This is a genomic window from Burkholderia sp. Ac-20384 (assembly GCF_017104605.1).
Taxonomy (GTDB): domain Bacteria; phylum Pseudomonadota; class Gammaproteobacteria; order Burkholderiales; family Burkholderiaceae; genus Burkholderia; species Burkholderia lata.
Window position 1 is genome coordinate 15,743 of the sequence record NZ_JAAGPE010000024.1, and the last position, 21,091, is coordinate 36,833.

Here is a 21,091-nt window from a genome sequence, read left to right on the forward strand (position 1 = left end):
GATCACGACACCTCGAACGCGCGAACGCGGTCGATCATCTCGGCGCCGAACTGGAGATACGCTTGCGCACCGCGCGAGCTGCGGTCGAACACGACGCCCGGCAGCCCGTAACTCGGCGCTTCCGCCAGGCGCACGTTACGCGGAATCACCGCGTCGAACACCTTGTCGCCGAAGTGCGCTTTCAGTTGATCGGAGACTTGCTGCTGCAGCGTGATGCGCGGATCGAACATCACGCGCAGCAAGCCGATGATCTTCAGGTCACGGTTCATGTTCGCGTGAACCTGCTTGATCGTGTTGACGAGGTCCGACAACCCTTCCAGTGCGAAGTACTCGCACTGCATCGGAATCACGACACCGTGCGCCGCGCACAGCCCGTTCAGCGTCAGCAGCGACAGCGTCGGCGGGCAATCGATCAGCACGAAATCGTAGTCGTCGGTCACGCGCTCGAGCGCAGCCTTCAGCCGGCGCTCGCGGTTGTCGATGCTGATCAGTTCGATCTCGGCACCGGACAGCTCGCGGTTCGCAGGCAGCACGTCGTAGGTGACGCCGTCCGGGCGGATGCGCGCGTCGGTCACCGACACGCCGTCGACCAGCACTTCGTACACGGTCGCTTCGCAAGCAGCCTTGTCGATCCCGCTGCCCATCGTCGCGTTACCCTGCGGGTCGAGATCGATCAGCAGGACTCGTTGCTCCTGCGCTGCAAGGCTTGCGGCGAGATTGACCGATGTCGTCGTCTTGCCGACGCCCCCCTTCTGGTTCGCAACGCAGAAGATCTTTGCCATCGTTGGTGTGTTCCCTTTACCTTCAAACAAACGGCGCGCTACTGCGCGCCTGCCCTTCAATTCGCCTCGTCGACGGCCACTTCGATCAGATGCCGTTCGGCATCGAGCATCGGTACCGCCAGCCGTATCGTCTGCTTCACGCGGCTGCCTTCCGGCAATCGCGCAATCTCGTCGTCCGGGTGGACGCCCTTCATCGCCCAGATCGATCCGCCCGGCGCGACCAGATGTCGAGCAAGTTTAACGAAGTCGGACAGATCCGCGAAAGCGCGGGATACGATCATGTCGAATTTTTCCGGCACTTCGACACCCGGCTGCAGCGATTCGACCCGCCCGGTGACCACCGACAGGTTCGCGAGCTTCAGCTCCGCGCGCATCTGAGTCTGGAATGCAGACTTCTTCTGCACGATATCGTTCAGCGTGATCTGCCAGTCCGGCTCCACGATCGCCAGCACGATACCAGGCAATCCGCCGCCCGAGCCGACGTCGAGCACGCGGGCCGATGCACGGCCACGCAGATGCGAGACGATGGAGAGCGAATCGAGGATGTGCTGGATCAGCATCTGCTTCGGGTCGCGGATCGCGGTCAGGTTGTAGACCGCGTTCCACTTGCCGAGCAGCGCGACATAGTCGAGCAGCTGGTTGTGTTGTGCATCCGTCAATGCGAGGTCGAGCGCCGTCGTGCCTTCGACGAGCATCTGTTCCAGTACGTCCCGATTAACCGCCGGCGCGCGACGCGCCGTCATTGTTGCGTCGGGACGGCGCCGTCCCCCTGCTCCGTTGCCGCTTCGGCAGTGCCATTACGGCGGCCCAGGCCGCGGCGCTTCAGGTGCACCATCAGCAGCGAGATCGCGGCCGGCGTGACACCCGAGATACGCGATGCCTGCCCGATCGTTTCCGGCCGGAACTCGTTGAGCTTCTGGCTCACCTCGAACGACAAACCACGGACTTCACGGTAATCGATACCGTCCGGCAGGCGCGTGTTCTCGTTCGCATCGTTGCGTTCGATCTCGGAGGCCTGGCGCTCGATATAGCCCTGGTACTTGATGCCGATCTCGACCTGTTCCTTGATCTGCTCGAGCAGCACCGGATCGTCGGCCAGCGGCTCTGCAGGGCCGCATTCGCCGCCCTTCAGCCCGCAAACGCCGTCGTAGCTGATACCCGGACGGCGCAGCAGCTCGGCGAGGCTGTACTCGTGATCGATCGCCTTGCCGAGCAGCGCGGTCGCCTCTTCCGCCGGCAACGTCTTCGGCGTGACCCACGTCGACTTCAGGCGTTCGGTTTCACGTGAAACAGCGTCGCGTTTCCGGCTGAATGCATCCCAGCGCGCGTCGTCGACGAGCCCCAGTTCGCGGCCGATTTCGGTCAGGCGCATGTCGGCATTGTCTTCACGCAGGCTGAGACGATACTCGGCGCGGCTCGTGAACATCCGGTACGGCTCGGCCACACCACGCGTCACGAGATCGTCGACCAGCACGCCAAGGTAGGCCTGGTCACGGCGCGGGCACCATGCGTCCTTCTCCTGCACATAGCGGCCCGCATTGAGGCCGGCCAGCAGACCCTGAGCGGCCGCTTCTTCATAGCCGGTCGTCCCGTTGATCTGGCCCGCAAAGAACAGCCCGTTGATCGCCTTCGTCTCGAGCGACGCCTTCAGCGCGCGCGGGTCGAAGTAGTCGTACTCGATCGCGTAGCCGGGGCGCAGGATATGCGCGTTCTCGAGGCCACGCATCGAATGCACTAGCTCGAGCTGGACGTCGAACGGCAGGCTCGTCGAGATCCCGTTCGGGTAGAACTCGTTGGTCGTCAGCCCTTCCGGCTCCAGGAAGATCTGGTGCGATTCCTTCGATGCGAACCGGTGGATCTTGTCCTCGATCGACGGGCAGTAGCGCGGCCCGACGCCTTCGATCACGCCTGTATACATAGGCGAACGGTCGAGACCGCCACGAATGATGTCGTGCGTGCGCTCGTTCGTATGCGTCACCCAGCACGGCAGCTGCTGCGGATGCTGCTCCGCGCGGCCCAGGAACGAGAAGACGGGGACCGGATCGAGATCGCCCGGCTGTTCGGTCAGCTGCGAGAAATCGATCGAGCGGCCATCGATACGCGGCGGCGTACCGGTCTTCAGGCGGCCCTGCGGCAGCTTCAGTTCCTTCAGGCGCGACGACAGCGACACGGCCGCCGGATCGCCCGCGCGACCGCCCGTGTAGTTGTTCAGGCCGACGTGGATCTTGCCGTCGAGGAACGTACCGGCGGTCAGCACGACCGCACGGGCGCGGAAGCGGATGCCGATCTGCGTGACGGCGCCCACCACGCGGTCGCCTTCGACCATCAGATCGTCGACGGCCTGCTGGAACAGCCAGAGATTCGGCTGATTCTCGAGCCGGTGGCGGATCGCGGCCTTGTACAGGATGCGATCGGCCTGCGCACGCGTCGCGCGCACCGCCGGCCCCTTCGACGAATTGAGGATCCGGAACTGAATACCGCTCTCGTCCGTCGCGGCTGCCATTGCGCCGCCCAGCGCATCGACTTCCTTGACCAGATGGCCCTTGCCAATGCCGCCGATCGACGGATTGCAGCTCATCTGCCCGAGCGTTTCAATGTTGTGGGTCAGCAGCAGTGTCTTTGCGCCCATGCGGGCGGACGCCAGCGCAGCTTCGGTGCCGGCATGACCGCCACCGACGACGATGACGTCAAATTCTGTGGGAAAAAGCATGGTGGATTCCGTCCGCAGGACTGCGCACGAACCTATCTGAGAAATGTATGGGCCGAATTATAGCGGGTTCGCTTTTCACCCGAATGCCGTCCGAATGGTAGGGTCTGTGCATTTCGACGATTTTTCAGCCAGAACCCGATGAATCTGTGGTTCGGAGCCCACTGCTGCGGAGCCTCCGGCCCACCCGCCGCGCACAGTTGCACCTGTGCAGAGATCCACTTGCCGGGAGATTTCACGTGGAACATACAACCCGTTCGAGGCCTGTGCCCCACCCAAGACCTCGGACGAAACACTCTGTGCAACCACACCCGCCCTCTTCCTCACAGAATTTTCGCCGGTTCGCTAGATACTTATCCCCAGTGACGCGGCATATCGTCGGCCGGTGGAACAAGCGGCAAGCTCCCACGCGTGAGATATCGGATCGTCATCTGTGCCGCGAACACCTCACCCACTGCTAACGCACAGCGCTTTTGATTGTTCCTCCGGTACTTATCCCCTGGTTGTTAACTGTGGATGTATCGGCATCACCGCTCACCCCAAAAACAAAAACGGCGTGTTTCACGTGAAACACGCCGCCCGTTTCCCGCCAACCGCACCTCCGATCAAGCCGTTTTCTTCGCCAACCCGAGGTACGTTTCGATCACGCGCGGGTTCTGCGCGAGTTCGGCCGCCGGCCCTTCCAGCGCAAACTCACCCGTCTCCAGCACGTAGCCGTAGTCGGAGATCTGCAGCGCCGCCCGCGCATTCTGCTCGATCAGCAGCGTCGCCACGCCCGTACCGCGCAACGCGCTGATGATATGAAAGATCTCTTTCACGATCAGCGGCGCCAGCCCGAGGCTCGGCTCGTCGAGCATCAGCAGGTCGGGCTTGCCCATCAGCGCGCGGCCAACCGCGAGCATCTGTCGCTCGCCGCCGGACAGCGTGCCCGCTGCCTGCTTGCGCCGCTCCTTCAACCGCGGAAACAGCGCAAACACGTGATCGAGCTGGTCGAGGAAGTTCGCTTCGCCGGCCTGCTTGCGCCGATACGCCCCCAGCACGAGGTTGTCTTCGACCGTCATCGTGCTGAACAGCTCACGCTTTTCCGGCACGAGGCACATCCCGCGTGCGACACGCTGCTCGACCGGCAATGCGCCGACGTCGTGACCGCGGTACACGACCGCGCCCGACGCATGCCCGGTCACCGGCAGCGCGCCCATGATCGCGTTCAGCAGCGTCGATTTGCCAGCCCCGTTCGGGCCGATCACGCTGACGATCTGCCCCGCACCAACCTTGATTGCCGCGCCATGCAGCGCCTCGACCTTCCCGTACCGGACCGCCAGCCCGCGCACTTCGAGAATCGGCATCGTCGTGTCCGTCATCACTCCACCCCGCCCAGATACGCTTCGAGCACCGCCGGATCCTGCTGCACATCCTGCGGCAGCCCTTCCGCGATCCGCGTGCCGAATTCCATCACCACCAGTCGGTCGGTGAGATTCATCACGAAATCCATGTCGTGTTCCACGAGCAACACGCTCATGCCTTCCGCCTTCAGCCGCCGCAGCAGGTCGGCGAGTTGCTGCTTCTCCTGATAACGCAGCCCGGCGGCCGGCTCGTCGAGCAGCAACAGTGTCGGGTCGCAGCACAGCGCCCGTGCGATTTCGAGAATCCGCTGCTGGCCCAGTGCGAGGCTACCCGCTTCGTCGTACATGTGCTTTTCGAGCCCGACGCGGCGGATCTGCTGTGCGGCCTCGGCCAGCAACTGCGCTTCCTCGTGGGCATTGAGCCGCGCGACGCTGCGCCACACGCCCGTATGGCCACGCAGGTGTGCTCCGATCGCGACGTTCTCGAGCACCGTCATCGCCGGCAACAGCTTCACGTGCTGGAACGTCCGGCCAATGCCGCGGCGGACGATCTGGCGCGATGTCAGCCCGTCGATGCGCTCGCCACGGAACGTGATCGTGCCGCCCGTCGGCTTCAGCACGCCCGTCACGAGGTTGAACGTGGTCGACTTGCCGGCGCCGTTCGGGCCGATCAGCCCGATGATCTGCCCCGCTTTCACATCGAAGCTGACGTCATTGACGGCCACGAGCCCGCCGAACTGCTTGCGCGCGTTGTCGACGACGAGCAGCGGCTCGCCGGCCGTCGGCTTCGCGCGTTGCGGCAACGGATCGGCATGCTCGGGCACGTGCGCACGCGGCCCGCGCGGAAACAGCCTGGCGACGAACGGCCATACGCCCTGGCGCGCGTACTGCAGCAGCAGCACCATCAGCACGCCGAACACGATGATCTCGAAGTTGCCTTCGGAGCCGAGCAGCTTCGGCAGCAGCGTCTGCAGGTAGTCCTGCAGCACGGTCAGGATCGCGGCACCGAGCACCGCGCCCCACACGTGCGACACGCCACCCACCACGGCCATGAACAGGAACTCGATCCCGTGGTTCAGCCCGAACGGCGTCGGGTTCACCGCACGCTGCAGGTGTGCGTACAGGAAGCCCGATACGGCCGCGAGCACGGCCGCATAGACGAAGATCACGACGCGCATCCACGCGGTGTTCACGCCCATCGCCTCGGCCATCACGCCCCCGCCGCGCAGCGCGCGGATCGCGCGGCCCGGGCGGCTGTTCAGCAGGTTCTGCACCGACACGATCGCGGCCAGCACGACAGCCCAGATCAGGAAGTACAGGCTGCGGCCGCTTTCGAGCTCGATGCCGAACAGGTTCAGCGCCGGAATCCCGTTGATCCCGTCGTACTTGCCGAGCAGTTCGAGGTTGCCGAACAGGTAGAACAGCGCGAGGCCCCACGCGATCGTGCCGAGCGGCAGGAAGTGACCGGACAGCCTCATCGTGACCGCGCCGAGCACGAGCGCGACGAGCGCCGTCAGCACGACGCCGACGATCAGCGCGAGCCACGGCGATACGCCGTAGCGCGTCGTCAGGAGCGCGGTCGCATAGGCGCCAATGCCGACGAACGCGGCCTGCCCGAAGCTCGTCATCCCGCCGACGCCCGTGAGCAGCACGAGCCCGATCGCGACGATCGCGTAGAGGCCGATGTAGTTCAGCAGCGTGATCCAGTATTCAGGCACCTGCAGCGCGCCGGGCAGCACCGGCAGCGCGAACAGCACCACGAGAAACACCCAGAAGGTCTTTTTGCGTACCATCGTCTTCATCGTGTCACTCCTCTTCCTCTTCCGCGTGCGGCGTGGCGAAGCTCCGCCACAGCAGCACCGGAATGATCAGCGTGAACACGATCACCTCCTTGTAGGCGCTCGCCCAGAACGACGAATACGATTCGAGCACGCCGACGAGCAGCGAGCCCGCGGCCGCGAGCGGATAGCTGACGAGCCCGCCGATGATCGCGCCGACGAAACCCTTCAGGCCGATCAGGAACCCCGAGTCGTAGTAGACCGTCGTCAGCGGCCCGACGAGGATCCCGGACAGCACGCCGAGCCCCGCCGCGAACGTGAACGCGAGTCGCCCTGCCTCGGTCGTGCCGATGCCGACGAGCCGCGCGCCGAGCCGGTTCACCGACGTCGCGCGCAGCGCCTTGCCGGCGATCGTGCGGCCGAAGTACACGTAGAGCGCGCCGATCAGCACGAGCGCCGTCACGACGACCAGGATGCTCTGCACCGACACGGTCATGCTGCCGATCGACACCGACGCATCCGAGAAGCCGTTGGTGCGCGAGCCTTCCGCGCCGAACATCACGAGCCCGAGGCCGACCATCGCGAAGTGGACGGCAACCGACACGATCAGCAGCAGCAACGTCGTGCCTTCAGCGATCGGCTGGTAGACGAGCCGGTAGACGAACGGCCCCATCGGCACGACGATCGCGAGCGTCAGCGCGATCTGCGCAAGCATCGGCAGCGGCTGCACGGCGAAGCTGCGCGTGATCGCGAACACCGCGAGCGGCAGCAGGATGTAGCGGCTGCCGAGTGTCGCGAGCGTGCGGCCGAGCTGATGGCGCCGTTCGCGATGGCGGATCAGGCCGCCGACTTCGAGCAGGAAGCACGCGATGCCCATCACGAACAACAGCCAGCAGGTGGCGGGAAATTTCTGCGCCTGCAACGCGGCAAGCGTCAGCGCACCGTAGGCGACGAATTCGCCCTGTGGAATGAAGATCACCCGCGTGACGGAAAACACCAGTACGAGCGCCAGCGACAGCAATGCATATATGGCGCCGGTCGTGATGCCGTCTTGCGCGAGGATCGCTGCAATCGAGAGATCCATACGTTTCGTGTATCGAGAAGGCTGCAGAGAAACGGAAGACGGGAACGGCCGGGGCGCACGGGCCGCAAGATCGGCGCGTCGGGCGCCACACAGCGAGCCCCGGTGGTTCCACACGACATGGGCACGGTCGCGGGCCCGTCAGGCCCGGCGCCCTGCCGACGGCATGCACGGCGCCATTCGCGCCGCGCACGCCGGTTTCACGTGATGCTTACTCGGCCTGCAGCTTCCACTTGCCGTCGACGATCTGCACCATCACGCGCGCCCGCGTGTCGAAGCCGTTGTGATCGGTCGGCGTCATGTTGATCACGCCGTGCGACACGGGCAGGTCCTTCACGTTCTCGATCGACGCGCGCAGCGCCTCGCGGAACGCTTCGGTGCCCGGCTGGCCCTTCTTCAGCGCTTCCGGAATCGCACGCTGCAGCAACAGCCCCGCATCCCACGCATGGCCGCCGAACGTCGCCAGCGAGCCCGCGCCGTACGCCTTCTCGTACGCGGCCTTGTAGCCGAGCGCCGGCTTCTTCACCGGGTTCGAATCCGGCAGTTGGTCGGTCACGAGCACCGGGCCGGCCGGCAGGATCTCGCCTTCGCAATCCTTGCCGCACACGCGCAGGAAGTCGTTGTTCGCGACGCCGTGCGTCTGGTACACCTTGCCCTTGTAGCCGCGCTCCTTCAGCGTCTTCGCCGGCAGCGCCGCCGGCGTGCCCGAGCCGGCGATCAGCACCGCATCCGGATTCGAGCCCATCAGCTTCAGCACCTGCCCCATCACCGATGCATCGGTGCGGTTGTAGCGCTCGTTCGACACGACCTTCAGGCCGTTCTTCGCGGCGGCCGCGTCGAACGTTTTGTACCAGCTGTCGCCGTACGCGTCCGCGAAGCCGATGAAGCCGACCGTCTTCACGCCGTGCTTCGCCATGTAGCCGGCGATCGCGTCGGCCATCAGCTGGTCGTTCTGCGGCACCTTGAACATCCACGCACGCTTCGCATCCATCGGCGAGATGATCTGGGCGCTCGCCGCGAGCGAGATCGTCGGCGTCTTGCCCTGCGACACGGGGTCGAGCATCGCGAGCGAGTTCGGCGTGACGGACGAGCCGATGATCGCGTCGACGTGGTCTTCATCGATCAGCTTGCGCACGTTCTGCACCGCGCGACTCGTATCGGATGCGTCGTCGAGCACGATGTACTGCACGCTCTTGCCGGCAATTTCCTTCGGCAGCAGCGCGATCGTGTTCTTTTCCGGAATCCCGAGCGACGCGGCCGGCCCGGTGGCCGACAGCGTCACGCCGATCTTCACCTGCGCCGACGCCGTTGCCGCCGCACACACGAGGCCCGCGGCGAGCACGGCCTCCATCCATCGATTCATCTTCATTTACGTTGTCTCCAAACGCTGCTCGAAAAAGCCACGGGTCGCTCGGGCGGCTCCCGGTCCCCAAAACAAGTTAATAATTTAACTATCTCGCCTTGCCACGCCTACGCTCGTTTTCCCGTGAAACACCTCACCTTCAACCGCGCACGAACAGCACCGCGCGCGGACGCACCGGGCGGCGGTCGAAACGGTCGTTCGACCGTCACGATGCGCAGCAGCGGTGTCGTCTGGATGAAGAAAGCGGAGAAATGCGGAATCGTGCAGGCAATCGATGTATGCACAACGATCAAGGAAAGGCACGTCGATCCGGCCTGATGCGACCAGGCCCGCGATCGGCGCATGATCGGGAAGCCGGTCGCTCATGCGAATGCGGATGCAGATGCGGATATCGATACGGATGCGCACGCAACGACCGGCGACGGCGCCGGAACGCGCCTACAGGCCGCAGAACGGCTCGGGAAGGCCGCCGCGACCGCAGCCCAACCCCACGACGAACGAACGGCACCCGCCGCCCTTCCTGCCCCGATCCATCGTCCTGCGCTGCTCATCCAACCGTACTCCCTCTTCTGCATTCTGCTTGTAGGAGAACTGCCGACCGATTTTCCCGACCGCGCGGTCGGCGAAAGCTGAGTGTAACGGACGCGTTTTGCGCACGCCAACCGGGTTAGCCCGAACGGCCGGCGCACGGCTGCGCATCGTCTGCGAACGAATCGCGGGAAAGCGGAAAGTGGAAAACGGGGGGACGCGGCGAAGCGCGGAAGAAACGCGGTGCGAACGCAAGCGCGGAATACGGCAATCGCGCAGGCCGATGCACCATCGGTGGAAATCCGTGCACGCAAATGAAAAAGCGCTGTTGGATTCCGTCCAACAGCGCTTTGGGGTCCGGGCACTTTGTGCCTCGATTGTCTCCTCGTTCTCCACCTGCAAATTCGTTTCGCGGTGCATCAGAACTAGGACGAAGATTAAAGGACCTTTCACACTGCGACAACTTAGCATTTACCCCTATGGTGCATCGCCGCACGAAAATGGGGCACCAGCCTGCCGCGTGGCGCCGGCCCGAGCCCGCTGCGACGCCCTTCCGAAGCATGCCGGATGGTGCTTCGCATCAACGCCCGGTGACGCGCGCCGCACGCATTCAGGATGCCCTGAGCGGCTTGATCCGGGCGACCATTTCGCCGACGATGCCGCGCCGGAATGCGAGCACGCATGCGATGAAGATCAACCCCGTGACGATCGTCGCCGATTCGCCGAGCGAATGGAACCACGCGACGCCGGTCGTCGATGCGAGCCATTCGCCGATGTCGCCGAGCCGGTCTTCGAGCGCAACGATCAGCGCCGCGCCCAGCAGCGGCCCGAACAGCGTGCCCATCCCGCCGACGAGCGTCATCAGCACGACGAGCCCCGACATCGTCCAGTACGCGTCCGACAGCGTCTCGAAGCCGAGCACGAGCACCTTCAGCGAACCGGCCAGCCCCGCGATGCCCGCCGACAGGATGAACGCGAGCAGCTTGAAGCGGTCGGTGTCGTAGCCGAGCGAGATCGCGCGCGCTTCGTTCTCCTTGATCGCGACGAGCACCTGGCCGAACGGCGAATGCACGACCCGCACGATGAACGCGCACGCGGCGACGACCACCGTCAGCACGACGTAGTACAGCGCGACGTCGTTCGACAGGTCGAGCAGCCCGAACAGGTGGCCGCGCGGCACGCCCTGCAGCCCGTCCTCGCCGTGCGTGAACGGCGCCTGCAGGTAGATGAAGTAGACCATCTGCGCGAACGCGAGCGTGATCATCGCGAAGTAGATGCCCTGCCGCCGGATCGCAAACAGCCCGACGACGAGCCCAAGCAGCGTCGCGGCGACGGTACCGGCGAGCACGCCGAGCTCCGGCGTGAAACCGAGCGTCTGTATCGAATAACCGGTCGCATAGCCGGCGGTCGCGAGGAACATCGCATGGCCGAACGACAGCAGCCCCGTATAGCCGATCAGCAGGTTGAACGCGGCCGCGAACAGCGCGAACGTGAGCACCTTCATCACGAACACCGGGTACGCGCCGATGAACGGCGCGGCGAGCAGTGCGGCGAGCAGCACGCCGTAGAGCACTTTTCTCTGCATCATTTTTCCTTGCCGAAGAGGCCCGCCGGGCGGAACAGCAGCACGATCGCCATGATCACGAACACGACGGTGGCCGACGCTTCGGGATAGAACACCCGCGTGAAACCCTCGATCACGCCGAGCAGCAGGCCCGTGACGATCGAGCCGAGGATCGAGCCCATCCCGCCGATCACGACCACCGCGAACACGGTAATGATCATCGGCTGGCCCATCAGCGGCGACACCTGGATCACCGGTGCGGCCAGCACGCCCGCGAACGCGGCGAGCGCGACGCCGAAACCGTAGGTGAGCGTGATCATCATCGGCACGTTCACGCCGAATGCCTCGACGAGCTTCGGGTTCTCGGTGCCCGCGCGCAGGTAGGCGCCCAGGCGCGTCTTCTCGATCACGAACCACGTCGCGAGACACACCGCGAGCGATGCGACGACGACCCACGCGCGGTAGTTCGGCAGGAACATGAAGCCGAGGTTGGTGGCGCCGGACAGCTGCGACGGCACGTCGTACGGCTGGCCGGACGATCCGTAGATCGACCGGAATACGCCTTCGACGACCAGCGTGAGCCCGAACGTGAGCAGCAGCCCGTACAGGTGATCGAGCTTGTACAGCCAGCGCAGCATCGAGCGCTCGATCAGGATCCCGAACGCGCCGACCACCAGCGGCGCGATCACGAGCATCGCCCAGTACGGCAGCCCGAAATACGACAGGCCCATCCACGCGAGCATCGCGCCCAGCATGAACAGCGCGCCGTGCGCGAAGTTGATCACGTTGAGCAGCCCGAAGATCACCGCGAGCCCGAGGCTCAGGATCGCGTAGAACGAGCCGTTGACGAGCCCGAGCAGCAACTGGCTCAGCATCGCCGGCAACGGAATGCCAAAGATTTCCATCGACTTAGCCGTCAGAATGAGTTTCGTTGCGCGCGCAACCTTCTAGCGCTGCGTACGCGGGCGGCGCAGCGGGCACATCGCTGCGGCCGCCACCGAGCGGCGCGCCCGTGCGCGCCGCTACGCCCTGCTTACTTCCACAACGCGCAACGCGATTCCTGCTTGGTCCCGAACGCCTGTTCGCCCGGAATCGTCGCGAGCACCTTGTAGTAATCCCACGGCTCCTTCGACTCCGACGGCTTCTTCACTTCCATCAGGTACATGTCGTGGATCATGCTGCCGTCCGTGCGGATGTAGCCCTTCGCGTAGAAGTCGTTGATCTTGATCTTCTTCAGCTCGGCCATCACCTTGTCGGAGTCGGTCGTGCCGGCCGCCTGGACGGCCTTCAGGTAGGTCGTCACCGACGAGTAGTCGGCTGCCTGCAGGCTCGACGGCATCTTCTTCATCTTGCCGAAGTAGCGCTGCGCCCACTGGCGCGACGCCGCGTCACGGTTCCAGTACCAGCTGTCGGTCAGCACGAGGCCCTGCGTCGTCTCGAGGCCGAGGCTGTGCACGTCGTCGATGAACATCAGCAGCGCGGCGAGCTTCATCGTCTTCGTGATGCCGAATTCCTTCGCGGCCTTGATCGAGTTGATCGTGTCGCCGCCCGCGTTCGCAAGGCCGAGGATCTGCGCCTTCGACGCCTGCGCCTGCAGCAGGAACGACGAGAAATCCGACGCGGACAGCGGGTGACGCACCGTGCCGAGCACCTGGCCGCCGTTCGCCTTCACGACATCCGACGTGTTCTTCTCGAGCGCCTTGCCGAACGCGTAATCGGCGGTCAGGAAGAACCACGTCTTGCCGCCCTGCTTCACCACCGCCGAACCGGTGCCCTTCGCGAGCGCCATCGTGTCGTATGCGTAGTGGACCGTGTACGGCGTGCACTGCTCGTTGGTCAGCGTGTCGGCGCCCGCGCCGATGTTGATGTAGACCTTCTTCTTCTCAGCCGCGACCTGGTTCATCGACAGCGCGGTGGCGGAGTTCGTGCCGCCGACCAGCAGGTCGAGCCCGCCGCGGTCCATCCATTCGCGCGCCTTCGACGCGGCGATGTCGGCCTTGTTCTGGTGATCGGCATAGACGACCTCGATCGGCTTGCCGAGCACCTTGCCGCCGAAGTCGGCGACCGCCATGCGGATCGCTTCGAGACCGCCCTGCCCGTCGATATCCGCGTAAAGCCCCGACATGTCGGTGATGAAGCCGATCTTCACGGTATCCGCGGCCTGCGCGGCGCCGGCGGTGAACGCGGCAGTCGCGAGCGCGAGACAGGCGTGTGCGAGGGTCTTCATTTTCATTGACGTCTCCTGTTGTTCTGATGCGTTGTGGTTGTTCGAAGCCGCCACGGCTAGCGGCGAGAGAGACGGGGCGGCGTCACACCCCGAGCAGGTCGTGCAGGGTCGGCATCTTGCTTTCCAGTTCGGCCGCCTGGAAATGTTCGACGATGCTGCCGTGCTCCATCACGTAGAACCGGTCGGCGAGCGGTGCCGCGAAGCGGAAATTCTGTTCGACCATCACGATCGTGTAGCCGCGCGCCTTGAGCGCGACGATCATCCGCGCCAGCGCCTGCACGATCACCGGGGCGAGGCCTTCGGAAATCTCGTCGAGCAGCAGCAGGTTCGCGCCGGTGCGCAGGATCCGCGCGACCGCGAGCATCTGCTGCTCGCCGCCTGAGAGCCGCGTGCCCTGGCTCTGCCGGCGCGACGCGAGGTTGGGGAACATCGTGTAGATCTCGTCGATCGACATCGCGTGGTCGCGCGAACCGATCGGCGGCGGCAGCATCAGGTTCTCCTCGCACGACAGGCTCGAGAAGATCCCGCGCTCCTCCGGGCAGTAGCCGATGCCGAAATGCGCGATGCGGTGCGTCGCGAGGCCGATCGTCTCGTTGCCCGCGACCTTGATCGACCCGCTGCGGCGGCCCGTGAGGCCCATGATCGCGCGCAGCGTCGTCGTGCGGCCCGCGCCGTTGCGGCCGAGCAGCGTGACGACCTCGCCGCGATGCACCGTCAGGTCGACACCGTGCAATATGTGGGATTCCCCGTACCAGGCCTCCAGGCCCGTGATCTCCAGCGCGGGCGTGCCGCTTTCGACGCCGCTCAATTCGCGTTCCTCCCGTTCGCTGTGCTTCATGCGTGCGCCCCCGCGAGCGCCGCGTCGGCGCTGCCCATGTAGGCCTCGATGACGAGCGGATTCTTCGACACTTCCGCATACGAGCCTTCGGCCAGCACCTCGCCGCGTTGCAGGACGGTGATCGTGTCGGAGATGCCCGCGATCACGTTCATGTTGTGCTCGACCATCAGGATCGTGCGGCCGCTCGCGACCTTCTTGATCAGTGCGGTCACGCGATCGACGTCCTCGTGGCCCATCCCCTGCGTGGGCTCGTCGAGCAGCATCAGTTCGGGCTCCATCGCGAGCGTGGTCGCGATCTCCAGCGCGCGCTTGCGGCCGTATGCGAGCTCGACGGTCGGCACCTGCGCGAAATCGGTGAGACCGACCTGCGTGAGCAGGTCCATCGCGCGGTCGTCGAGCCGCTTCAGCGTGCGTTCGCTGCGCCAGAAATGGAATTCGGTGCCGAGCGCGCGCTGCAGGCCGATGCGCACGTTCTGCAGCGCGGTCAGGTGCGGGAATACCGCCGAGATCTGGAACGAGCGGATGATGCCGCGCCTCGCAACCTGCGCGGGCCGCTCGTCGGTGATGTCGATGCCGTTGAAGACGATCTGGCCGGCCGTCGGCGTCAGGAATTTGGTGAGGAGGTTGAAGCAGGTGGTCTTGCCCGCGCCGTTCGGTCCGATCAGCGCATGGATCGCACCGCGACGCACACGCAGGTTCACGCCGTTGACGGCCGTGAAACCCCTGAATTCCTTGGTCAGTCCGCGTGTTTCCAGAATCGTGTCGCCGAGAATCATGTTCCCTTCCGTACGAAGTCAGGCGAAGCACCGGGAAGATTCGCGAGAAGCGTCCGCGAAACAGGTCAGCGGATGAGCGGGCTGCCCCGGGCGCCGTGTTACGCCTCGAGGGTGGTCTCCCGCGCCGACGCGTATGCACACTGCGCCACATTGTCTCGCCGTTGGTGCAGTGCAATCATCGGGATTTGCACTTATAGGGCTGGCCGCCATGTCGCGTGCGGCTGTGCACGGTTTTTCACGCCGTTTTTTTGACACGTGCATCATCGACCGTTGCCCGCCGCACGCCCGGCAGGCGCGCAACAAAAAAGCCGTGCGGCGGCACGGCTTGCATGGATCTTGCCGGCGAACCGGCGTGTTCGGCACCATCAGCATCGGCACCGGCGCTGCAACGGCAGCTTGTTTCGCATAGCGAATCAGCGGGCGTCATCGTGACGGCCCGCTGTCGTGCGTGTCAGCGTTCCGTCACGCGGCCGTCACCGCCGGCTCCGTGCGCACCGGCGTCGCTTCGCGCGCCGCGCGGCGATCGGCACGAATCATGTCGCTCGCGCGCTCGGCGATCATCAGCGTCGGCGAATTGGTGTTGCCCGACGTAATGAACGGCATCACCGATGCATCGACGATCCGCAGCCCGGCGATGCCACGCACGCGCAGCCGGCTGTCGACCACTGCGCGCTCGTCGTCCGCACGCCCCATCCGGCAGGTGCCGACCGGATGAAAGATCGTCGTGCCGACCGCGCCGGCCGCCTCGATCAGCTCGGCTTCGCTCCGGTACTGCAGGCCGGGCAGGATTTCCTCGGGACGATAGCGTGCGAGCGCCGGCGCGGACGCGATCCGGCGCGTGAGCCGCAGCGCGTTCGCGGCAACATGGCGATCGTGGTCGGTCGACAGATAGTTCGGCGCGATCGCAGGTGCCGCGCCCGGATCGGCGCTCGCGATATGCACGCTGCCGCGCGACGTCGGCCGCAAATGGCACACGGACGCCGTAAACGCGTTGAAGCTGTGCAGCGGCTCGCCGAAGCGTTCGAGCGACAGCGGCTGCACGTGGTATTCGAGATCGGGGCGCGTGAGCGCGGGGTCATCGGGATCGGATCTGGCGAACGCGCCGAGCTGCGACGGCGCCATCGACATCGGCCCGCGCTGCAACAACGCATATTCGGCGCCGATCATCAGCTTGCCCCACCAGTGCGCGGACAGCGTGTTGAGCGTGCGCACGCCTTCGACGCGAAACGCCATCCGCAATTGCAGGTGATCCTGCAGGTTTTCACCGACGCCCGGCAGATCCTGCACGACGTCGATGCCGAGCGCCTGCAGCCGCTGGCCGTCGCCGATACCCGACAGTTCGAGCAGCTGCGGCGAATTCACCGCGCCGGACGTCAGCAGCACCTCCGAGCGCGCCCGTGCAACGTAATCGGTGCCGCCGCCGTGATATTCGACGCCGACCGCGCGCCGCCCGTCGAAGATCACGCGCTGCGCCTGCGCGCCGGTGATCACGGTCAGGTTCGGGCGCGCCATCGCGGGCCGCAGGAACGCCTTCGACGTATTCCAGCGCACGCCGCGCTTCTGGTTCACCTCGAAATAGCCGACCCCGGCATTGTCGCCACGGTTGAAATCGTCGGTTGCCGGGATGCCCGTCTGCTGCGCAGCCTGCGCGAACGATTCGAGGATCTCCCAGCGCAGCCGCTGCTTCTCGACGCGCCAGTAGCCGCCCGCGCCGTGCGCGTCGCTCTCGCCCGCATAGTGATCCTCGCTGCGCTTGAAGATCGGCAGCACGCTGTCCCACGACCAGCCGGCGTCGCCGGTTTCCTGTGCCCAGCTGTCGTAATCCTCGCGCTGGCCACGCATGTAGATCATCCCGTTGATCGACGAGCAGCCGCCGAGCACGCGGCCGCGCGGATACGACAGCGCACGGCCGTTGAGCGCCGCTTCGGGCTGCGTCTTGTACAGCCAGTCGGTGCGCGGGTTGCCGATGCAATACAGATAGCCGACCGGGATATGGATCCAGTGATAGTCGTCCTTGCCGCCCGCTTCGAGCAGCAGCACATGGATATCGGGATCTTCGGTCAGGCGGTTCGCGAGCACGCAGCCCGCGGTGCCCGCGCCGACGATCACGTAATCGAATTCGCCTTCTAGCGTGCGTTGGGTAGTCACGGTTTGTCTCCTGTCACGCGGCGCAACGCCGCGCGTCATTTCCAGCATAGTGCGTCGCGAGCCACGCTTGCGGCCCCGCGCGCCACGACCGATGAAGCGTACTCCGGCCGCCGGCCGCCGATCCAATGAGTTATGCTGAACTGCGTTATAAGCTGCGCTCATATCACGACGATGGATCTCACCCTGCTCCGTGCGTTCGCAACGGTCGCGCGCGAAGGCAACCTGACACGCGCCGCCGTACACCTGCACCTGACGCAGCCAGCGGTCAGCCTGCAGATCAAGCATCTGCAGGAAACGCTCGGCGTCACGCTGTTTACACGCACGTCGCGCGGGCTCGCTCTCACGCGCGACGGTCAGACGCTGTTGCCGCATGCGGAACGCGCGCTCGCCGCGGCCGCCGACGTGCAGCGCGCCGCTGCTGCGCTGCGGCACGAGGTGCGCGGCAGGCTGCGGATCGGCACGATCCTCGATCCGGGTTTCCTGCGGCTCGGCGGCTTCCTGCGCGCGCTCGTCGAAACCCATCCTCAGATCGAGACGGCGCTGCGGCACGGGATGTCGGGCTGGGTGATCGAACAGGTGCGCACGCAGGCGCTCGACGTCGGCTACTACATCGGCCGTCCGGGCGAGGACGACCCGCTCGACGGCGCACTGTTCCACACCGTCACGCTCACGCATTTCCAGTACCGCGTGCTTGCGCCCGCCGGCTGGAAGGAGCGCGTGCAGCGCGCCCACGACTGGCGCTCGCTTGCCGCGCTGCCGTGGATCTGGACGCCGCCGGCGTCCGCGCACCACCGGCTGCTGTCGCGGCGCTTCGCCGATGCCGGCGCGCAGCCGCTCAAGGTGGCCGAGGTCGACCAGGAGCAGTCGATGCTCGATCTCGTCAAATCGGGGATCGGGTTGACGCTCGCGCGCGACTCGACCGCGCTGGCCGAAGCGCACGCGCATGCGCTGACGATCGTCGAGCCCGTGACGGTGCCGACCGAACTGACGTTCGTGGCACTCGCCGAGCGGTGCGACGAACCGGCGATCGCGGCGGCACTGCGGCTGATCGAGGCGCAATGGTCGATATGAGTGTCGCTGATAGCGCTACGGCCGGCCAAGCATCGGGCGCCAACGCCTGACACATCGCCGGTCTGCAGCCGGCGGCCGTGCGGGCCATCACGTGTGCGTGAACGGCGAAATCACGGGGCCGAACGCCCGGCCGCGTCGTGTCGCCGCGGCCCACCGCTCGTCACGCCACCTTCGCGGGCTTTTTGCTAGATTGTGCGTTCGCACACCGCGAGACCCCGATTGAAGGAGACCCGCATGGCCCGCAACATCGAGATCAAAGCCCGCGCCCGCGAATTCGACCGGCTGCGCGAACGCGCGGCGACCCTCGCGACCGAAGCGCCGCTGTTCTATCGCCAGCAGGATTTCTTCTATGACGTGCCGCGCGGCCGGCTGAAGCTGCGCCGCTTCGAGGACGGCACGCCGGCCGAACTGATCTTCTACCAGCGCGACGACCGCGACGGCCCGAAGGCGTCGTACTACACGCGCAGCCCGGTGACGAACCCCGACGCGATGCACGCGCTGCTCGCCACCGCGCTGACCACGCGCGGGATCGTGACGAAGGAACGGCACGTGTACCTCGCGGGCCGCACCCGCATCCACCTCGACCGCGTCGACGGCCTCGGCGATTTCATCGAACTGGAAGTCGTGCTCGGCCCCGACGACGACGAAGCCGGCGGCGAAGCCGAAGCGCACGACGTGTTCGCGAAACTCGGCGTGTCGCAGGACGATCTCGTCGCGGTCGCGTACGTCGACCTGCTGAACGCCGACACGCAGCACGAAACGGCCTGATCCGGCCCCGCCCTGCGGCGGCGCAGCCCGCGCCGCCTTCAACCCTGCCGCCGCCCTGTCGCCGCGTTATGCGGCGCCGGGTGCCAGGTGCGCGAGCGGCAGCGCGCCGTTGCGCTTGAAGGTCGTCAGCACGATGTTCGAGCGCACGCTGTCGACGCCCGGCACGCGCATCAGTTTCTTCATCACGAATTGCGACAACGCGTTCAGGTCGGGCGCGACGATCCGCAGCAGGTAGTCGGCATCGCCCACCACCGCATGGCATTCGAGCACTTCGGGCAGCACGTCGATCTGCTGCTGGAACTGCTCGATGATCGAATCGCCGTGATGCTTGAGCTTGAGGCTCGTGAACGCGGTGACGCCGAGCCCGAGCTTTTCGGGGCGCAGCATCACGCGGTAGCCTTCGATCACGCCGGCCGCCTCGAGGCGCTGCAGCCGCCGGCCGATCTGCGACGGCGACAGCGGCACCTCCTCGCCGAGCTGCTGATGTGTCGCGCGGCCGAAGCGCTGCAGCACGTCCAGCAGCGCGAGATCGAAGTGATCGAGTTCCAGCATGAGCATTCTCCGCATTGATTCGTGATTTAATGCGCGATTATCGCATCATCGAGCGAATCAGCGCCAATATTGCGCCCATTCCGCGCGCAGCCCGCTCTACACTTGCATGGTTCCCAACCGCCAAGTGCAGAGCCAGATCATGTCCACCGTCGTCACCGCGAAACTGCAGGAGCAGTTCGATGCGGGCCTCGAAACCCGCGCCGATTTCACCATCGACCAGCCGCTCACGCGTTACGGCCAGGTCGACCACGCGGTGTGGAAGCAGCTCTATGCACGCCAGTCGGCGCTGCTGCGCGGGCGCGCGTGCGACGCATTCGTCGCGGGGCTCGGGAAGATCGACCTGCCGGCCGATCGCGTGCCGTCGTTCGCCGACGTGAACCGCCAGTTGAAGCCGGCAACGGGCTGGGAAATCGTCGCGGTGCCGGGCCTCGTGCCCGACCGCGTGTTCTTCGAGCATCTCGCGAACCGGCGCTTCCCCGTCACCTGGTGGATGCGCCGCCCCGACCAGCTCGACTACCTGCAGGAACCCGACTGCTTCCACGACCTGTTCGGCCACGTGCCGCTGCTGATCAACCCGGTGTTCGCCGACTACATGCAGGCGTACGGCCGCACCGCGCTCGCGGTCGCCGACGACGAAGCCGCGCTGGCGCGCCTCGCGCGGCTCTACTGGTATACGGTGGAATTCGGGCTGATCCGCGATCCGCGCGGCACGAACGGGCTGTCGATCTACGGTGCCGGGATCGTGTCGAGCAAGGGCGAAAGCCTGTACAGCCTCGAAAGCGCGGCGCCGAACCGGCTCGGCTTCGACCTCGAGCGCGTGATGCGCACGAAGTACCGGATCGACACGTTCCAGAAGACCTACTTCGTGATCGACGATTTCGCGCAGCTGTTCGCGCTCGCCGACGTCGACGGCCGTGCGCTGGCCGACCGGCTGGCGGCGCTGCCGGAGTTCGTGGCCTGCGCGGTGCTCGATACCGATCGCGTGCTGCATCGCGGCACGGGCGAAGGCTGGTCCGACGACGACGACGCATGACGCTCGAGGGTGCCGGAACACGCCTCTGCCGGCCGCCCGATCGCCTCCCCCGGATGGCCGTCCCACAACTATGAAACAATGACCGGTGCCGGCTTCGCCGCGCGGCGCAGCCGTGCGCGGGCGCCGTTACCGACCGAGAGGTGCAAGATGATCCACAAGCTCACATCAGAAGAACGCAAGACCCGGCTCGAAGGCCTGCCGCTCTGGACGGCCGTACCGGGCCGCGATGCGATCCAGCGCAGCCTGCGCTTCGCCGATTTCAACGAAGCATTCGGCTTCATGACGCGCGTCGCGATCAAGGCGCAGGAAATGAACCACCATCCGGAATGGTTCAACGTGTACAACCGCGTCGACATCACGCTGTCGACCCACGATGCCGACGGCCTGACCGAACGCGACATCGAACTGGCACTGTTCATCGACCGTGCCGGCGCGCACGCGCAACCCGCCGCCTGAGGCATTCCTCTACCGCCGCGCGTCTTTCGATGCGCGGCGCGTCAACTTTTCATTTCGATGAACGTTTTCTAGGATG

The 21,091-nt window shown here is 65.7% G+C and carries 19 protein-coding genes; 5 read left to right on the forward strand and 14 right to left on the reverse strand.

What is annotated here, in order from left to right:
- Window positions 1–2: 2 nt before the first annotated feature.
- The 7 genes from G3O00_RS07075 to G3O00_RS07105 all read right to left on the reverse strand — a co-directional run bounded on the left by G3O00_RS07075 (window position 3) and on the right by G3O00_RS07105 (window position 9,060).
- Window positions 3–782, reverse strand: a complete 780-nt coding sequence (locus tag G3O00_RS07075; protein ID WP_011350517.1) for an AAA family ATPase — start codon at window positions 780–782, stop codon at window positions 3–5.
- A gap of 56 nt (window positions 783–838) precedes the next feature.
- Complete coding sequence (gene rsmG / locus G3O00_RS07080; protein WP_174935495.1) at window positions 839–1,525, reverse strand: 16S rRNA (guanine(527)-N(7))-methyltransferase RsmG; 687 nt, start codon at window positions 1,523–1,525, stop codon at window positions 839–841.
- Window positions 1,522–3,492 (reverse strand): tRNA uridine-5-carboxymethylaminomethyl(34) synthesis enzyme MnmG, encoded by a 1,971-nt coding sequence (mnmG, locus tag G3O00_RS07085; protein ID WP_206142561.1) that lies wholly within the window; start codon window positions 3,490–3,492, stop codon window positions 1,522–1,524. The genes rsmG and mnmG overlap by 4 nt, the downstream gene beginning before the upstream one ends.
- A gap of 602 nt (window positions 3,493–4,094) precedes the next feature.
- On the reverse strand, window positions 4,095–4,850 hold the full coding sequence (locus tag G3O00_RS07090) for an ABC transporter ATP-binding protein (RefSeq protein WP_059650005.1): 756 nt from the start codon (window positions 4,848–4,850) through the stop codon (window positions 4,095–4,097).
- Window positions 4,850–6,634: a branched-chain amino acid ABC transporter ATP-binding protein/permease gene (locus tag G3O00_RS07095; protein WP_206142562.1), complete on the reverse strand. Its 1,785-nt coding sequence runs from the start codon at window positions 6,632–6,634 to the stop codon at window positions 4,850–4,852. Before G3O00_RS07095 ends, G3O00_RS07090 begins: the two co-directional genes overlap by 1 nt.
- Before the next feature lie 4 nt (window positions 6,635–6,638).
- A complete protein-coding gene (locus G3O00_RS07100; protein ID WP_011350512.1) occupies window positions 6,639–7,694 on the reverse strand; it encodes a branched-chain amino acid ABC transporter permease in 1,056 nt (351 codons plus the stop codon).
- A 208-nt stretch (window positions 7,695–7,902) separates the two neighbouring features.
- Window positions 7,903–9,060: an ABC transporter substrate-binding protein gene (locus G3O00_RS07105; RefSeq protein ID WP_011350511.1), complete on the reverse strand. Its 1,158-nt coding sequence runs from the start codon at window positions 9,058–9,060 to the stop codon at window positions 7,903–7,905.
- Between the two features lie 336 nt (window positions 9,061–9,396).
- Here G3O00_RS07105 and G3O00_RS07110 point away from each other — a divergent pair, with 336 nt between their 5' ends.
- Window positions 9,397–9,687 carry a hypothetical protein gene (locus tag G3O00_RS07110; RefSeq protein WP_206142571.1) on the forward strand — a complete coding sequence of 97 codons (291 nt, stop codon included), beginning with the start codon at window positions 9,397–9,399 and terminating at the stop codon, window positions 9,685–9,687.
- Window positions 9,688–10,192: 505 nt separating this feature from the next.
- Here the strand turns inward: G3O00_RS07110 and G3O00_RS07115 are convergent.
- From G3O00_RS07115 to G3O00_RS07140, 6 genes are all read right to left on the reverse strand, one after another.
- Window positions 10,193–11,167: a branched-chain amino acid ABC transporter permease gene (locus G3O00_RS07115; RefSeq protein ID WP_206142563.1), complete on the reverse strand. Its 975-nt coding sequence runs from the start codon at window positions 11,165–11,167 to the stop codon at window positions 10,193–10,195.
- On the reverse strand, window positions 11,167–12,051 hold the full coding sequence (locus G3O00_RS07120) for a branched-chain amino acid ABC transporter permease (protein WP_011350508.1): 885 nt from the start codon (window positions 12,049–12,051) through the stop codon (window positions 11,167–11,169). The genes G3O00_RS07115 and G3O00_RS07120 overlap by 1 nt, the downstream gene beginning before the upstream one ends.
- A 128-nt stretch (window positions 12,052–12,179) precedes the next feature.
- Complete coding sequence (locus tag G3O00_RS07125) at window positions 12,180–13,379, reverse strand: ABC transporter substrate-binding protein (protein ID WP_011350507.1); 1,200 nt, start codon at window positions 13,377–13,379, stop codon at window positions 12,180–12,182.
- 76 nt (window positions 13,380–13,455) lie between these two features.
- A complete protein-coding gene (locus G3O00_RS07130) occupies window positions 13,456–14,211 on the reverse strand; it encodes an ABC transporter ATP-binding protein (RefSeq protein WP_174935485.1) in 756 nt (251 codons plus the stop codon).
- Window positions 14,208–14,987: an ABC transporter ATP-binding protein gene (locus G3O00_RS07135; RefSeq protein ID WP_021160426.1), complete on the reverse strand. Its 780-nt coding sequence runs from the start codon at window positions 14,985–14,987 to the stop codon at window positions 14,208–14,210. Before G3O00_RS07135 ends, G3O00_RS07130 begins: the two co-directional genes overlap by 4 nt.
- 462 nt (window positions 14,988–15,449) lie before the next feature.
- Window positions 15,450–17,135: a choline dehydrogenase gene (locus tag G3O00_RS07140; RefSeq protein WP_206142564.1), complete on the reverse strand. Its 1,686-nt coding sequence runs from the start codon at window positions 17,133–17,135 to the stop codon at window positions 15,450–15,452.
- A gap of 171 nt (window positions 17,136–17,306) precedes the next feature.
- Here G3O00_RS07140 and G3O00_RS07145 point away from each other — a divergent pair, with 171 nt between their 5' ends.
- Together G3O00_RS07145 and G3O00_RS07150 are read left to right on the forward strand one after the other, a co-directional pair.
- Window positions 17,307–18,206, forward strand: coding sequence for a LysR family transcriptional regulator (locus G3O00_RS07145; protein WP_011350502.1), 900 nt, complete (start codon window positions 17,307–17,309; stop codon window positions 18,204–18,206).
- Between the two features lie 234 nt (window positions 18,207–18,440).
- On the forward strand, window positions 18,441–18,974 hold the full coding sequence (locus G3O00_RS07150) for a class IV adenylate cyclase (RefSeq protein ID WP_174935479.1): 534 nt from the start codon (window positions 18,441–18,443) through the stop codon (window positions 18,972–18,974).
- Between the two features lie 66 nt (window positions 18,975–19,040).
- Here the strand turns inward: G3O00_RS07150 and G3O00_RS07155 are convergent, their stop codons facing one another.
- A complete protein-coding gene (locus G3O00_RS07155) occupies window positions 19,041–19,526 on the reverse strand; it encodes an Lrp/AsnC family transcriptional regulator (RefSeq protein ID WP_006408082.1) in 486 nt (161 codons plus the stop codon).
- Between the two features lie 139 nt (window positions 19,527–19,665).
- Here G3O00_RS07155 and phhA point away from each other — a divergent pair, with 139 nt between their 5' ends.
- A complete protein-coding gene (gene phhA, locus G3O00_RS07160) occupies window positions 19,666–20,559 on the forward strand; it encodes a phenylalanine 4-monooxygenase (RefSeq protein ID WP_241025013.1) in 894 nt (297 codons plus the stop codon).
- 147 nt (window positions 20,560–20,706) lie between these two features.
- Window positions 20,707–21,015: a 4a-hydroxytetrahydrobiopterin dehydratase gene (locus tag G3O00_RS07165; protein ID WP_011350499.1), complete on the forward strand. Its 309-nt coding sequence runs from the start codon at window positions 20,707–20,709 to the stop codon at window positions 21,013–21,015.
- Window positions 21,016–21,091 lie beyond the last annotated feature (76 nt).

What these genes read in the sequence shown, in the direction of transcription:
- G3O00_RS07075 (WP_011350517.1), bottom strand. Translation starts at nt 782, where the DNA reads ATGGCAAAGATCTTCTGCGTTGCGAACCAGAAGGGGGGCGTCGGCAAG.
- rsmG (WP_174935495.1), bottom strand. Translation starts at nt 1,525, where the DNA reads ATGACGGCGCGTCGCGCGCCGGCGGTTAATCGGGACGTACTGGAACAG.
- mnmG (WP_206142561.1), bottom strand. Translation starts at nt 3,492, where the DNA reads ATGCTTTTTCCCACAGAATTTGACGTCATCGTCGTCGGTGGCGGTCAT.
- G3O00_RS07090 (WP_059650005.1), bottom strand. Translation starts at nt 4,850, where the DNA reads ATGACGGACACGACGATGCCGATTCTCGAAGTGCGCGGGCTGGCGGTC.
- G3O00_RS07095 (WP_206142562.1), bottom strand. Translation starts at nt 6,634, where the DNA reads ATGAAGACGATGGTACGCAAAAAGACCTTCTGGGTGTTTCTCGTGGTG.
- G3O00_RS07100 (WP_011350512.1), bottom strand. Translation starts at nt 7,694, where the DNA reads ATGGATCTCTCGATTGCAGCGATCCTCGCGCAAGACGGCATCACGACC.
- G3O00_RS07105 (WP_011350511.1), bottom strand. Translation starts at nt 9,060, where the DNA reads ATGAAGATGAATCGATGGATGGAGGCCGTGCTCGCCGCGGGCCTCGTG.
- G3O00_RS07110 (WP_206142571.1), top strand. Translation starts at nt 9,397, where the DNA reads ATGATCGGGAAGCCGGTCGCTCATGCGAATGCGGATGCAGATGCGGAT.
- G3O00_RS07115 (WP_206142563.1), bottom strand. Translation starts at nt 11,167, where the DNA reads ATGCAGAGAAAAGTGCTCTACGGCGTGCTGCTCGCCGCACTGCTCGCC.
- G3O00_RS07120 (WP_011350508.1), bottom strand. Translation starts at nt 12,051, where the DNA reads ATGGAAATCTTTGGCATTCCGTTGCCGGCGATGCTGAGCCAGTTGCTG.
- G3O00_RS07125 (WP_011350507.1), bottom strand. Translation starts at nt 13,379, where the DNA reads ATGAAAATGAAGACCCTCGCACACGCCTGTCTCGCGCTCGCGACTGCC.
- G3O00_RS07130 (WP_174935485.1), bottom strand. Translation starts at nt 14,211, where the DNA reads ATGAAGCACAGCGAACGGGAGGAACGCGAATTGAGCGGCGTCGAAAGC.
- G3O00_RS07135 (WP_021160426.1), bottom strand. Translation starts at nt 14,987, where the DNA reads ATGATTCTCGGCGACACGATTCTGGAAACACGCGGACTGACCAAGGAA.
- G3O00_RS07145 (WP_011350502.1), top strand. Translation starts at nt 17,307, where the DNA reads ATGGATCTCACCCTGCTCCGTGCGTTCGCAACGGTCGCGCGCGAAGGC.
- G3O00_RS07150 (WP_174935479.1), top strand. Translation starts at nt 18,441, where the DNA reads ATGGCCCGCAACATCGAGATCAAAGCCCGCGCCCGCGAATTCGACCGG.
- G3O00_RS07155 (WP_006408082.1), bottom strand. Translation starts at nt 19,526, where the DNA reads ATGCTGGAACTCGATCACTTCGATCTCGCGCTGCTGGACGTGCTGCAG.
- phhA (WP_241025013.1), top strand. Translation starts at nt 19,666, where the DNA reads ATGTCCACCGTCGTCACCGCGAAACTGCAGGAGCAGTTCGATGCGGGC.
- G3O00_RS07165 (WP_011350499.1), top strand. Translation starts at nt 20,707, where the DNA reads ATGATCCACAAGCTCACATCAGAAGAACGCAAGACCCGGCTCGAAGGC.